At 69.4% G+C, this 13,515-nt stretch carries 12 protein-coding genes; 6 read left to right on the top strand and 6 right to left on the bottom strand.

Annotated features, from left to right (window positions below; translation table 11 throughout):
- Window positions 1-47 precede the first annotated feature (47 nt).
- From AOM45_RS07590 to AOM45_RS07610, 5 genes are read right to left on the bottom strand one after another with little or no spacing between them, the layout of a single operon-like run.
- On the bottom strand, window positions 48-1,331 hold the full coding sequence (locus tag AOM45_RS07590) for an ATP-grasp domain-containing protein (RefSeq protein WP_030467032.1): 1,284 nt from the start codon (window positions 1,329-1,331) through the stop codon (window positions 48-50).
- Entirely contained in the window at window positions 1,328-2,542 is a 1,215-nt protein-coding gene (locus tag AOM45_RS07595) for an MFS transporter (protein ID WP_030467033.1), read from the bottom strand. The genes AOM45_RS07590 and AOM45_RS07595 overlap by 4 nt, the downstream gene beginning before the upstream one ends.
- Window positions 2,542-3,576, bottom strand: a complete 1,035-nt coding sequence (locus AOM45_RS07600; RefSeq protein WP_030467034.1) for an NAD(P)/FAD-dependent oxidoreductase — start codon at window positions 3,574-3,576, stop codon at window positions 2,542-2,544. The genes AOM45_RS07595 and AOM45_RS07600 overlap by 1 nt, the downstream gene beginning before the upstream one ends.
- Window positions 3,576-5,096 (bottom strand): class I tRNA ligase family protein, encoded by a 1,521-nt coding sequence (locus AOM45_RS07605; protein WP_030467035.1) that lies wholly within the window; start codon window positions 5,094-5,096, stop codon window positions 3,576-3,578. Before AOM45_RS07605 ends, AOM45_RS07600 begins: the two co-directional genes overlap by 1 nt.
- Window positions 5,096-6,370 carry a lysine N(6)-hydroxylase/L-ornithine N(5)-oxygenase family protein gene (locus AOM45_RS07610; protein WP_030467036.1) on the bottom strand — a complete coding sequence of 425 codons (1,275 nt, stop codon included), beginning with the start codon at window positions 6,368-6,370 and terminating at the stop codon, window positions 5,096-5,098. The genes AOM45_RS07605 and AOM45_RS07610 overlap by 1 nt, the downstream gene beginning before the upstream one ends.
- 388 nt (window positions 6,371-6,758) lie before the next feature.
- Between AOM45_RS07610 and AOM45_RS07615 the strand changes: the two genes are divergently transcribed.
- The 5 genes from AOM45_RS07615 (at window position 6,759) to AOM45_RS07635 (ending at window position 11,948) form a co-directional block, all read left to right on the top strand.
- A complete protein-coding gene (locus tag AOM45_RS07615) occupies window positions 6,759-7,472 on the top strand; it encodes a response regulator (protein WP_081902025.1) in 714 nt (237 codons plus the stop codon).
- Window positions 7,473-7,564: 92 nt separating this feature from the next.
- Window positions 7,565-7,927, top strand: a complete 363-nt coding sequence (locus AOM45_RS07620; protein ID WP_030467038.1) for a cupin domain-containing protein — start codon at window positions 7,565-7,567, stop codon at window positions 7,925-7,927.
- Complete coding sequence (locus AOM45_RS07625) at window positions 7,924-8,247, top strand: avidin-fold protein (RefSeq protein WP_030467039.1); 324 nt, start codon at window positions 7,924-7,926, stop codon at window positions 8,245-8,247. The genes AOM45_RS07620 and AOM45_RS07625 overlap by 4 nt, the downstream gene beginning before the upstream one ends.
- 67 nt (window positions 8,248-8,314) lie before the next feature.
- Window positions 8,315-10,357: an ATP-dependent Clp protease ATP-binding subunit gene (locus AOM45_RS07630; protein WP_051783094.1), complete on the top strand. Its 2,043-nt coding sequence runs from the start codon at window positions 8,315-8,317 to the stop codon at window positions 10,355-10,357.
- A gap of 145 nt (window positions 10,358-10,502) precedes the next feature.
- A complete protein-coding gene (locus AOM45_RS07635; RefSeq protein ID WP_030467041.1) occupies window positions 10,503-11,948 on the top strand; it encodes a PKD domain-containing protein in 1,446 nt (481 codons plus the stop codon).
- A 51-nt stretch (window positions 11,949-11,999) separates the two neighbouring features.
- Here AOM45_RS07635 and AOM45_RS07640 read toward each other — a convergent pair whose 3' ends face one another.
- Window positions 12,000-12,917, bottom strand: a complete 918-nt coding sequence (locus AOM45_RS07640; RefSeq protein ID WP_081902026.1) for a sulfotransferase domain-containing protein — start codon at window positions 12,915-12,917, stop codon at window positions 12,000-12,002.
- A 180-nt stretch (window positions 12,918-13,097) separates the two neighbouring features.
- Here AOM45_RS07640 and AOM45_RS07645 point away from each other — a divergent pair, with 180 nt between their 5' ends.
- Complete coding sequence (locus tag AOM45_RS07645; RefSeq protein ID WP_051783096.1) at window positions 13,098-13,469, top strand: hypothetical protein; 372 nt, start codon at window positions 13,098-13,100, stop codon at window positions 13,467-13,469.
- The last annotated feature ends 46 nt before the right edge of the window (window positions 13,470-13,515 follow it).

A 13,515-nucleotide genomic window follows, 5' to 3' on the forward strand; every position in this document is an offset into this window, starting at 1 on the left:
AGGAAGTTCCCCGAAAAGAAGAGGAACGGTTCCCGACCGATCGGGAATTAACGGATTTCGATGCGCACGGCTTCTGCCGCATTTTCCGCGCGGCGCAGGGCATCAGCGGACGTGTCGCCGGTGGCCATGACGATGCCCGCGCGGTCCCAGGAACTGCGGAGGCCGTCGAACTTCTCCCCCGGCGAGACCGTCACCTGCAGGAGGTGCACGCCGTCGAGCTGCCGTGCTTCTGCCACACCCTCGACGCTCTCGACGACACCGGGTTCGATCGTCAGGAACCGGACGGCCGCGCCCGATTTCGCCCTGGCCGGCATCTCGCTCGGCAGGTCCTCGCCCTTGAGCACCGCGTAGTAGCAGCGCAGCAGCTCCACCGGGTAGGCGAGCTGGATGACGTCGAGAATGCCGTCGCCGGCGAGTCTGCCCGCGCACTCGACGAGGTGCGGGACGTCGTCCGCGACGATCCACTCGCAGTGCACGATGCCGTCGCGGAACCCGGTCGCGTCGATCACCCGCGCGGTCTGTTGTTTCAGCAGGTCGTCGAGCTCGGACGGGATGTCCGCGGGCACGATGTGGGCGAGCTCCACCGGGCGAGTGCCCTCGACCAGCTGCTTGCCCGTGACGTTGGCGAACAGCGGTTTCCCGTTGCGCACCAGCATTTCGACGCTGAACTCGTCACCGGAGACGAACTCCTCGGCCAGCATCGAGAGCGCCATCGGACGGTCCGGGACGAAGATGCCCTCGTCCTGCTGGGTGCAGTGCGCCCACGCCGCTTCGATGTCGTACGGGTCGTGGATCACCTGCGTGCCCACGGAGGCTTGGCGGTTGGACGGCTTGAGCACGATCGACCGGCACGGCGTGCACGCCTCGCGGTCCGACGGCGGGAGCAGCGTCGACCGGCCTTCCATGAACTCCAGGACGTCCGCCGGGCGCGTGACCCGGACGCTGGCCGGGTTGCGGATGCCTGCGGCGGCCGTGACCTGACGCAGCAACGCCTTGTCCCGCATGATCTCCGCCGCGCCGAGCGTCGCGCCCGGCAGGCCGTAGCGTTCGGCGAGCCGGGCGGCGAACGGGGTCGCGTACTCGATCGCCGGAACGACCGCCGCGGGGTCGAGGTCGCGGTGGGTGTGGAAGAACTCGTCCGCCTTGCCCGGGATGAGGTACTCCCACTCGATCAGGCCGCGGACGAAACCGACGCCCTCGATCTGCTCGCGCACGTGCCGCTTGCGGATCACGTCCGGTTCCTCGACGTAGATCACCGAGTCGTCCGGCTGGAACTCCGCGAGCAGCCCGATCGTGACGCCGACGAACCCGACGACGATGACGGGCTTCATGCCGCACCTGCCTCGACGGACTCCTTCACCACGCGCACTCCGTACACCGCGAGGAGCCCTGCGACCCCGTTGACCAGGGCGATGACGACCCAGAACGCGCCGCCGAGGGAGTTGAAGGTGAACACGCCGAACAGCGGGCCGATCGCGGACGCGAGCCCGACGACCGCCTGCATCGTGCCGATGTAGCGGGACTTGTACTCCGCCGGGAACTTGGCCGGGTGCGCGAACATGGTCGGCCCGGCGATCATCAGGCCGCTCACCGCGAACACCGCGCCGAGGACCACGAACGTCCCGGAGTGCACGGCCAGCGCGTAGAGGGCGAAGCCGAGCGAGTTCACCAGGTGCCCGGCGAGCACTGCGACGTGCGCCGGGATCTTGACGATGTACGAGGTGATCTTCAGCTCGCACGTGATGAGCACGATCGACGAGATGGTGAGCACAGCGCTGTAGAGGCTCGTCGGGTACTTGTCCGCGACGATCTCCAGCGGCAACGCCGTGACGGACTGGGCGTAGCAGATCGTGCCGAGGAACACCGCGGCCAGGTAGGCCAGGTACTTGCCGTCGCCCAGCATCTTCGCGTAGGCGGTGCGGGAATCCACAGTGGACTTCTCTTCGTGCTCCTCCGGCGCCTCGACGCGGGGCAGCAGCGTGTACGCCAGCAGCGCGTAGAGCAACGCCGTGGCGCCGTCGACGTAGAAGAGCAGGTCCCAGTCGACGAGGATGAGTCCGGCGGCGATGAGCGGGGCGAGCGCGGCGCCGGTGTTGAGCGCGATGCGCATCATCGAGAACGCCATCACCTGGTGTTCTTCGGGCATCAGGTCGCTGAGCAGCACCGCAGCCGCCGGCCGATACGCCTGCGTCACCAGGCCCGCTAGGCCCACGACCAGGAACAACACCACCGGCGTCTTGGTCACGAACGGGATCGAGGCGACCAGCGGCGCGGAGGTCAGCATGGCCAGCGTGATCGTGGTGCGCGGGCCGAGCCGGTGGGTGAGCTCACCGCCCGCCAGCGTGCCGAAGATCGACCCGACGCTGTACGCGGCGAGGCACAGACCGGCGATGCCGATCGCGTCGCCGCGGAAGGTCAGGTACAGCAGGATGAAGGTCTGCACGAACGCGCCGAGCTGGTTGACCAGCACGCCACCGAGCAGGTAACGCACGGGTGTGGGCGTTGCCCGCAACGTGGCGAAGACTCCGCTGTTCCCGGACATCAGGCTGCCTCCTCGAGGACGTCGACGATGCGTCCGGCGACCAGCGGCGCCGAACCGAAACCGCTGCCACCGCAGGCCGCGCGGGCCCAGACGGCCGGAGCCACCTCGGTGAGCAGCGCGCCGCCCGTGACGGCGTGGGTGGCGTAGTGGCAGTGCTTCACCGCGACCACGGTGTACCTGTCCACATCGGACACGATCGACGCGGCGAGCAGGCGGTCGGTCCACCTGTGGTCGAGCTCGTCGCCGTCGACGGACGACACCTCGCGGCGGACCGCGTCCGAGCTGATCTTCAGCAGCGTGCCGTCACCCGGCGGCAGCAGCCACGCCCTGCCGTCACGGCCCAGCCCTCCGGCACCGGGTGCGTTCTCCCACCACCGCATCAGCTGCTCTGGCGGCCGCAGGTACACCATCGTCTGGCGGTGCAGCCGAACGGGGACGTCGACCAGTTCCGCGGTCCAGGGACCTTCCGCGACCAGCACCAGGTCCGCGCCGACCGTGCCGCCGCCCTCGACCTCGACGCGTCCGGTGTCGACGGCGGTGACGCGGCTGTTGGGCCGCAACGACACCAGCGGGTGCTCGACCAGCCAGCGCACGGCCGCGGCCAGCACCCGTGCCGCGAGCAGCACCCCGGCGTCGATCTCCAGCACGCCGACCGAGTCGTCGGCGAACACCAGATGCGGCAGCTTCTCCGGTTCCAGCGTCTCGACGGGCAGCCCCAACACCGCCGCCTGCTCCGCCCTCGCGGCGGCCTGGGCGCGCGGCCAGGCCGTGACGATGCCGACCCGGCGGTAGAACCTGGTGTCCAGCAACGACTCCAGTTCCAGCCACCGCCGGTGCGCCGCGAGCCGGCCCAGGGTGGCGTCCACGTCGTCCGGGACGAACGTCCGGATCGCGCGGTGCTGGTCGAACGACGTGGACACCGGACTCGGGATGCTGCCCCGGTCGAGCACCGTCACGCGGTGTCCGGCGAGCGCGCACTCCACGGCCGTCACGAGACCCGTGACGCCCGCTCCCACGATGACGACCTTGGCCATCACTCGGACAGTTCCGGCAGTCGTCGCGGCGTGAACTCCCGCGCGTCGAACGTCGACGGGATCGTGTTGTCCGGCAACGCCTTCGCGGCGAGATCGGTCAGGATCGGCGCGGCGCAACGCAGGAACACGTCGACCTCGTGGCAGAAGTCGCCCGCGTTCTCGGCCGTGAGCGGGAACGAGTCCAGCCGGGCGAGCTGCTCGGTGAGCGTGAACGCCGCGGCCGTGACGCTGAACCGCCGCACGTCGTACGCGCCGGCGAAACGTTCGGCGATCAACCGCGCGGCGACGCGGGAGCGTTCGGAGACCGGCAGCGGGGTCTCGGCCAGGGCGTTGACCTTGGCCGCGATCCGGTTCCACGGCGCCACCAGGCGCGACGACGTCACCTCCGCCATCGCGGCACGGGTGAAGTTCGTGCGCTGGAACTCCGGGCTGGTCGAGGCGAGGTAGAACCGGATCAGGTCGCGCGGGACGCCGGAGTCCAGCAGTTCCTGACCGGTGACGAGGTGCCCGCGGCTGGTGGAGAACTTGTCGTTCTCCAGCTCGTAGAACTCGTTGGTGACGAACTGCTCCGGCAGCACGTACTCGCCGAGCGCGAGCAGCATCGCGACACCGGCCACGGCGAACGCGAAACCCGCGTCGGAGCCGAAGAAGTACACGACCTCCGTGTCGCCGAACCACAGCTCGTCGTCGCTCTCCAGCACCTCACCGCGACGCTGGGCCGCGAGCGCGGAGGCGTGGATGCTCCAGGTGATCGTCTCGGTGTCCGAGTAGATCACCTGGCCGTCGACCTCCGGGAACGGCGCCGGGATGCCCCACGAGATGGGCAGCGTGATCGGGTAGTCCGGCAGCGGCCGCGTCAACATCTCCTCGATCACCCTGGCGAGCCGCGGCCGCAGTGTCGGCGCGTGCCGTGCGAAGAACTCCTCCAGTCCCGGCCGGTACTCCTCGACCGGCAGGACGAGCACCTTCTCCTCGTGCAGCTCGACGGGGTCGTCCGGGTCCAGTGTGGACTTCGGGTCGACGAGATCGCCGGAAGCGATCCACGTGCCGCACCCCTCGCACAACCCGGCACAGCCGTCACTCAGGCACACCGGACAGCCACCGCGCACGTACGCGTCGGTGAGGAACTCCCCCGTGCGCGGCGAGTACGGGAACTTCACCGCGCGCAGCCGCAGTTTGCCCGCGCTGTGCAGCCGGTCGAAGAACGTGACGACCGTCTTGACGTACCGCTCGTCGAACCGCACGAACCCGTCCGGCTCGATGCCCATCGCCGCGAGCGACGCCTCGACCTGTCCCGCGGACTTCTCGCGCAGGTCCTCGGGTTTCACGCCGAGCCTGCGCGCGGTGGTGACGATGTAGTTCTGCGTCGAGTGGATGCCGGTGCCGAACAGCACGTCGCATCCCGCGGCACGGGCGTACCGCGCGCAGATGTCGGCGGCGAGGAACGGTCCGGCGAGGTGGCCGAGGTGCAGGTCGCCGTTCGCCGTCGGGCCGGGGGCGATCACCAGGAGCCTGCTCATCACGCACTCCTCAGCTCGGCCGTGCGACGGGCGAGCAGGTCGTTGACGATGTCCTGCGAACGGTGCGCGAGCACGCTGATCAGCGAGTCGGACATGCCGTGCGTCTTCTCGTTCACGCCCTGCAGGTACAACGCGCCCCACGCGGCGTCACCGATGTCGACGCGGTACTGGCGGCTCACGGCGATGTCGTCCAGTCCCAGCTTGGCGGCGACTTCCCGCGCCATCGCGGGCATCCGCTGGTCGTACCCGGTGCCGAGCACCACGAGGTCGCAGCGCACGGGGTCGACCTTGCCGGTCTTGCGGTCGTGCAGATCGAGGACGATCTCGTCGCCGTCCTGCCGGGCGTTGAGGACCTCGGTCATCGACCGGACGCTGGAACGCTGCGGCCCCAGCATCTTCTGCTGGTACAGCATCGTGTAGAGCTCGTCGAGGAACGGAGGCGCGAGACCCGCGTAGTTCGCGAACCGCATCTCGTCGAGAATCTGCGCGCGCACCTCGGGCGGCGTGTCGTAGAACTCGTCCACATAGGACGGGAAGAAGGCCTCGTTGATGAACTTGCTGGTCTGGTAGTTCTGCAGGCCGATCGACCGCACGACCATCGTGACCTGACTGTCGGGCAGGTCTCCGTGCAGGGCGTAGAACATCTCGGCCGCGCTCTGCGCACCGCCGACCACCACCGCGTGCAGCGGCCGGTCCTTCGGCACGGCGCCGATTCGGTCGAGGTACTGCGAGCTGTGCACGACCTTGTCCGCGGGCAGGCCGGCGAACACCTCCGGCACGTGCGCGTCCCGTCCACCGCCGACGACCAGGTCGCGGCACCTGATGACGTCACCGTTCGCGAGCGTCACGGTCCAGCCGGTGATCACGCCGCTCTCGGTCGTGGGCTCGATGCTCAGCGCACGGGCGTCGTAGCGGATCCGCACCCGTTCCAACGAGTTCGCGACCCACTGCAGGTAGTCGGACATCTCCCAGCGGTACGGGTGGAACGTCCCGAGGTTGACGAACTCGTCGAGCCTGCCCTGGTCGTGCAGGAAGCTCAGGAACGAGAACCGGCTGCGCGGGTTGCGCAACGTCACCAGGTCCTTGAGGAACGACACCTGGCTGCGCGCCCACGGCATCAGCGTGCCGCGCTGCCACTTGACGTCCGCGTGCTGCTCCAGCACGAGCGTGTCGCCTGCCAGCTCCCGCGCACCGGACTCCTCGATCGCGACGGCGAGGGCGAGGTTCGCCGGACCCGCCCCGATCGCCAGTACGCCAACGTCTTGGACAGTCACACGTCCCCCTCTGTTCGTCCCCGAGTGGCGATCCAGAGGCTAGGTAGCGGCTCTTCCCAACAGGTAGGGGAACTGTTCCCGGCCGTGTGGGCAAAGCGATTCCCTTGCGAGGCAACGAGGTCCCGCCGAGAGACGCTCACCGGGTGTCACCGGTTTCCCGCCGGGTTGAGCCGCTTCGCCCAACGACCGGGCCGATCGCACGCACGCCGCTACTCCGCTCGCCACGGACGTCCGGCAGCATGTTGGGCCGAACGAGTGAAAACCGAGTTTTCGAGATCGCGACTTCCCACCGGAGCGCGATATACCCTACGGCCGGTGCCGACTCTTTGGGGGAGATCAGGTGACCGCGATGAAATGAACAGAACAGCTATTTCGGGGGCAAACACTGATGACTCAGCTGGAACAGGCGGTTGTTCCACCGCTCCGCCGCGGGCACGACATCGCGGTTCTGCACAGACCCGCGGCCATCACCGTCGTTCTCGCCGACACACAGCCCGCCATCAGGCACGGAGTGCGTTCCGTGCTCGAACGGGTGGACGGCGTTTCCGTTGTAGGTGAAGCTTCCACTTCTTCCGAAGTGGTCTCGGAGACAGCCCGTTGCCGGCCCGACGTGCTTGTCGTCGACGTCGACACGGTCGGAGCGGGAAACTGCCGATTAGTGGAACAAATAACGCGCGCATGCCCCGAAACGGGCATTCTGGTCTTCAGTGCGAGCGATTGTGACGAGACGGTCATCGCGGCCATTCGCGCGGGCGCGCGAGGCTATTTGTTGAAGAACGCCGACCCGGACCAGATCGTGCGCGGCATCCAGGCCGTCGCGGCGGGCGAGTTCCTCATCGGCAGAACCATCGCGGCCCGCATCGGCGCACTCCTGCACCCCGGCACGGACCGGTCGCCGTACCCGTTCCCCCAGCTCACCGGAAAGGAGCGGGAGGTGCTCGACCGCATCGCCGCCGGCCGGTCGAACGTCGCCATCGCACGCGAGTTCGCGCTGGCGTCGAAGACCATCAGCAACCGCGTCTCGGCGATCTTCGCGAAGCTCGGGGTGGCGGACCGCGCCCAGGCGATCGTGCTCGCCAGAGACGCGGGCCTAGGACGGTAGTTCCTGGCGCAGAAGGGAAAACGTCCTCTGTCGGCGGGGAAACCCGCGAACCTACGCTCCGCGGAGTCGCCGAACGTCGATCGGAGTTGGGGATGCCGACAGACCACGTGGACTTCCGCAGGCGCGAGCCGGAGAACCTCGTCCGCGAACACGGGCTCGACCTCAAGCTGCTGCACCCGTGGCCCGGCCTGGCCACACCGTTCCGCGGCGCCTGGTGCGTTCTGCGCCCAGGCGACCGCACGGACACGCACCAGCACCGCGAGCAGGAGCTGTTCATCGCGATGGCCGGACGCGCCGAGGTCGTGGTGGGCGAACGCACTCACGTGATCGAGGCGGGCGACCTGATGCTGATGCCGGGGGACGTGGACCACCACGTCCTCAACCCGCACGATGAGGACTTCTCCTACTACGCGATCTGGTGGGACGGCGTGATGGCGCAGGAGTTCCTGGCGTGATCGACTACAACGGCCGCAGGTTCCGCAAGCCCGACAGCGATCCCCACACCGTCGCCGAGTACCACCAGGAGGGCGACCTCGTCTGGGCCGACTTCGCCGGTGGTGCCGTCCGGCGCGGCTCGATCGCCGGGACGCGCGACGCGGACGGCACCCTCCACATGGGATACACGATGGTGCTGACGAACGGTGACGTCATCTGCGGCCACACCGTGAACACGCCCGAGTTCACACCGGAGGGACGCCTGCGGCTGCGTGAGGAGTGGGAACGCTACGGTCCGCACGCCGCCGCCGGCACGTCGTACATCGACGAGGTCGGCTGAGACCTGCTCGCGCCGCTGCTCGCCCTCTGACCGGTGCTCATGGCCGCAGAGGCGGAGGATCGGAGGTGTGGACCCCTCGGTCGAGCGGAGGTGGCTGGCGGTGGGTGACGACTGGATGTTCGGCTTCGGCTCCAACTCGTTGGAGGACCTGGTCGGAAAGCTGTTCGGCGGGCTGGGCCAACCCCAGTCCGCGACCCGGCGCACGGACCGGTTCGGGCGCGACCTCACCGCCGCGGCACGGGAAGGCCTGCTCGACCCCGTCATCGGCCGCGAGGACGTCATCGACGAGGTGCTCGAGGTGTTGTCGCGGCGCACCAAGAACAACCCCGTCCTGATCGGGGACCCCGGCGTGGGCAAGACCGCCGTCGTCGAGGGCATCGCGGCACGGATCGCCCGCGGCGACGTGCCCGCCACGCTGAGCGGCAGGCGGCTGATCTCGCTGGACCTGGCGGGCATGGTCGCCGGAGCGAAGTACCGGGGCGAGTTCGAGGAACGGCTGGAGGGCGTCCTCGACGAGGTGGCCGCGACGAACCGGATGGTGGTCCTGTTCATCGACGAGCTGCACACCGTGGTGGGCGCCGGCAGTGCCGAGGGTGCGCCGATGGACGCCGCGAACATGCTCAAACCCGTGCTCACGACGGGACGGCTCCAGGTCATCGGTGCCACCACCGCCGAGGAGTACCGGCGGTACGTCGCGAAGGACGCCGCGCTGGAGCGGCGGTTCCAGCCGATCCAGGTCGCCGAGCCGTCCGTCGACGAGGCGATCGCCATCCTGCGCGGCCTGCGGGACCGGTACGAGATGCACCACGGCGTGCGGATCGCGGACGAGGCGATCGTGTCCGCCGTCGAGCTGTCGGCCCGCTACGTCACCGACCGGTTCCTGCCGGACAAGGCGATCGACCTGGTGGACCGGGCGAGTGCGCGGGTCCGGCTGCGCGAGAAGTCCCCCATGCCGCCGGACCCGGTCCGGCTGGAGCAACGGGTGTGGCGGCTGAAGCGGGACAGCGCCACCGCACAGGGCGAGGACGCGGACCGCCTCGCCGACGAGCTCGCCCAGGCGGTCGCCGAGCTGGAGGCCGCGCGCGCCGCGCTGGCCGACGCGCCGCAGGTCGGGCCGAACGACGTCGCCGAGGTCGTGTCCCGCAGCACGGGCATCCCGGTCGCCCAGCTCACCGAGGCAGAACGGCACCGGCTGCTGCACCTGGAGGAACACCTGCACCAGCGGATCGTCGGGCAGGACGAGGCGGTGGAGGCGGTCGCCGACGCGGTCCGCCAGAGCCGCGCGGGCCTCAAGCACCCGCACCGGCCCGTCGGCTCGTTCCTGTTCCTCGGCCCGACCGGGGTGGGCAAGACCGAGGTCGCGAGGGCACTGGCCGAGGCGCTCTTCGGGTCGCAGGACCAGCTGATCCGGTTCGACATGAGCGAGTTCTCGCAGCAGCACACCGTCGCGCGGCTGATCGGCGCGCCACCGGGGTACGTGGGCTACGAGGACGCCGGGCAGCTCACCGGCGCGGTCCGGCGCGCTCCGTACTCGGTGCTGCTGCTCGACGAGATCGAGAAGGCGCACGCCGACGTCTTCAACACCCTGCTGCAGGTGCTCGACGCGGGCAGGCTCACCGACGCCCAGGGACGCACGGCCGACTTCGCGAACACCGTGATCATCATGACCAGCAACATCGGCGCCGACCAGCTCCTCGCCGCCGCCACGTCGGGCGTGCCGGTCGAGGACCTGCGGGAGCCGTTGATGTCGACGGTCCGCCGCTACTTCCGGCCGGAGTTCCTCAACCGCCTCGACGAGATCATCCTGTTCCGCGGGCTCACCGCGGAACAGCTGCGGCAGATCACCGCGCTGCTGCTCGACCGCACCCGGCAACGGTTGCGCGAGCAGAACATCACGCTAGAGGTCGACGACCGGGCCGTCGACTGGCTCGCGTCCTACGGCTACGTCCCCGAGTACGGCGCCCGGCCGTTGCGCCGCACCATCGGCAGGGAGCTGGACCGGCGGCTGTCCCGGGCGTTGCTCGCGGGCGAGCTGCGCGGCGGCCAGCACGCCGTGGTGACGGTGACCGAGTCGGGCCTGACCCTCACCATCACCGACCCTCCGACCTGACGGGCCCGCTCGGCCGCAACCGTTGCGACGGATGATCGAATTTGCCGCCCCAGCGATCCTCCACAGCCATCCTCGGCGCCGTGGCGCGCGTTTCTGATCACGAGAGGCCGCGGCGAAAGCGGCCTACGGAAACTGGGGTTTTCATTTGCGTGCACTGACCATCGCTGCCGCGGTCGCGCTGACCGCGGCACTGGCACCGGGTGTCGCCCACGCGGCACCGCCGTCGAACGACGACTTCGCCAACGCCACCACGATCGGCGCACTGCCGTTCAGCTCCACTGTGGACACACGCGAAGCCACGCGGGACTCCGGCGAACCGTCCCACTGCTGGTGGAGCACCAGCAGCGTCTGGTACCGCTACACCGCCGCGGCCGACGGGTTCGTCCGCATGACGACAGACCGCCCGGACGAGCAGAAGCCGGCGATCTCCGCCTACACCGGCGAGCTCGGCGCGCTGACGTGGACACCGGGAGCCTGCCAGTTCCCGCACGGTGGCGGCTCGAACACGTTCGCGGTGAAAGCGGGCACCACCTACCACTTCCTGGTGCAGGACACGTACAACGCCGGACCCGTCACGTTCGGCCTGGAGACTGTGCCGAGGGCGGCGAACGACGACTTCGCCTCGGCCGCGGACGTGCCGTTCGACACCGACGTCGCGGCAAACCCCGGCCCCGCCTCGATGGAAGCGGGTGAGACCAGGCCGAAGTGCGAGCGCTCGTCCACCCGATCGCTGTGGTTCCGCTACACCGCCGACCGCGCCGGGTTCGCCGCGGCGAAGGTCACGCAGCGGTCCAGCGGCGCGACCGTGGCCGTCTACCGCGGCACCGCGGTGAACGCGCTGACCGAAGTGGACTGCCGCAACAGCAGCCACGACCCGGCGGTCTTCACCACCACGCCAGGCGAGGTCTTCTACATCAGGGTCGCGGACGACGACCACGGCGCCACGCCGCTGACGTTGCGGGTGTCGGAAGCGCCGCAGCTCAAGCCCTACCTGGTGTACCTGCTCCCGGAGCAGCCCGGCGTCTTCGACGAGGTCCGGTTCGGCATCGAGCCGGGTGACCCGGCGGGCCGCTACATCGCGGGTGGCGAGATCCGCTTCGGTGACGGCACGTCCGCGCAGATCCCCGCCACTCAGGGCGCGGCGCACATCACGCACCGGTACGCCGCCGACGGCGACTACGAGGTCACGCTCACCGCACGCACCGCGGACGGTCGTTCCGGCACCTCCACCCTCCCGGTGAAGGTCGAGACGCACGACGTGACCGTCTCGAACGTCGTCGCACCCGCCACCGCGAAGGTCGGCGAGACCGGCGACGTCCAGGTGTCCGTCACCAACACCCGTTACGCGGAGGACGTCGTCGTCGAACTCCTGCGCCGCAGGTGGGACGGCTACCACGACGTCGTCGGCACGGTGCGCGGGCACGTGGCGAAGGACGGCACCCTGACCGTGCCGTTCACGTACACCTACTCCGAGGACGACGCGAAGCTCGGCAAGGCGACGCTGAAGGCGCGGGTGCGGCTCGACGGCCGTGAGGACAACAACCCGGCCGACAACGAGCGCGTGGTCGAGACGGTCGTCTCGGCCAGTTAGTGGTCGTCCCGTCCGGGCGCGTCCGCGTGGCGTTGCCCGGACGGCACCGCGCTACGGCCGGTGGAGCCAACCGGCGAGGTCGGGCGGGGCCAGTTCGGCCACGCGACGGTGGTAGCGGTCGAGCGCGACGGGGTCCAGCAGGCGCCGCCACTGGCCGCTGGTGCCGGAGCGGAAGAAGTTCTCGTTGCTGCGCCACAACTTCGCGTCGACGCCGGGGGCGAGGTCGTCGGCACGGCCGCGCATGTGGTCGAACGTCGCCGCTGCCGCGAGTTCCTCGACGCGCTCGTCGCTGACCTCGATCGACAGCAGCTGTGCCAGGCGCCGCAGCTCACCGGGCAGGTCGGCCTTGAGGTCCGCGTAGTGGAACAGCCCGACCTGGGGCTCGTCGCGCCGTTCCCAGAACGTCCACACGTGGTTGACGAGGTTCGCCAGGGTCACGCCGAACGAGGACGTGTCGTCGACGAGGTCCGAGTTGGCCCACAACCAGAACCGGTCGAGCTGGTCCGGTGGCGGTGGCCGCATGTCCAGGCCGGCCGGGGGCATGGCGTCCGGGTGGATGTTGGCCGTGGCGTTCTCGAACGACAGCATCACGTCCCGCGGATCACGCCCGACGCAGAGGTACGTCACGTCCTCGCGGAACGGCAGGCCGTCGAGCGGGGTGTGGGTCTTGATGAACCGCCGGTGCTGCTGGCTTTCGAGCGTCGCCAGCGTCGCGGCGGTGTCGTAGGTGGTCGCGTCCAGCCACGGAGAGATCTCGGTGAGCGGCCGGTCGAACTCGGTCTTGTCGAAGATCAGCAACGCGCACAGCATCTGCATCCAGGTGGTGCCGCACTTCGCGGGCGGACTCACCACCACGTCCCCCGCCCGGAACGGGAAGTCCGCCCACAGGGCGCTGTCGGACACCACGGTTCGATATCGCCGCAACGCAGCCATGATCAGCTCTCCCCCAGCCTTCTCGACGTGCGCCACGTCCAGGGTGACACGCCCCGCTGACGATCAACAGCTCCTGGCGGCCCAACGCGGTTGCGGCTTCACGCGAAAACGGGCGTTCCCGCGGCGCCGTTTTCTCGCGGATCGACGAAGACGCGTCACCACCGGGCTGGAAGGCTTCGATTCAGTCGAACCTGCCCGGCATCCCGGAGGAACAACGTGATCGGAAAAGGACTCGGGCGCCTCTGCGCGTCGATCGGTGCCACCGCTGCCATCACGGCGTCGATCGTGGCCGGTGGTGCGGCCGCCGCCACAGCCCAGCCGGTGGCCGCGGACGTGGGTACGGCCAGCCTGCACCGCAGCTGGGCGTGCACGGTTCCGTCCGGCTACACCTGGTCGTCGGTGCGCAGCAACCCCAACTGCGGGTTCCGCTACGAGTACTTCCTGCTCGACGCCGTGAACTACAACCTGACCGGTGTCTGGGCCTGCGGGATCCCGTCCGGCTACACCTACACCTCCGCGCGGCAGGGCAGCAACTGCTCCGCCTCGCCGGGTTCCTCACCCTACGAGTACCGGCTCGCGAGGCTCTGATTCGGCTCTCGCGCAGAGAGAAAGCCCTTCACCGCCCCGGCTCGGT

This window comes from Lentzea aerocolonigenes (genome assembly GCF_000974445.1).
Classification (GTDB): Bacteria; Actinomycetota; Actinomycetes; order Mycobacteriales; family Pseudonocardiaceae; genus Lentzea; species Lentzea aerocolonigenes.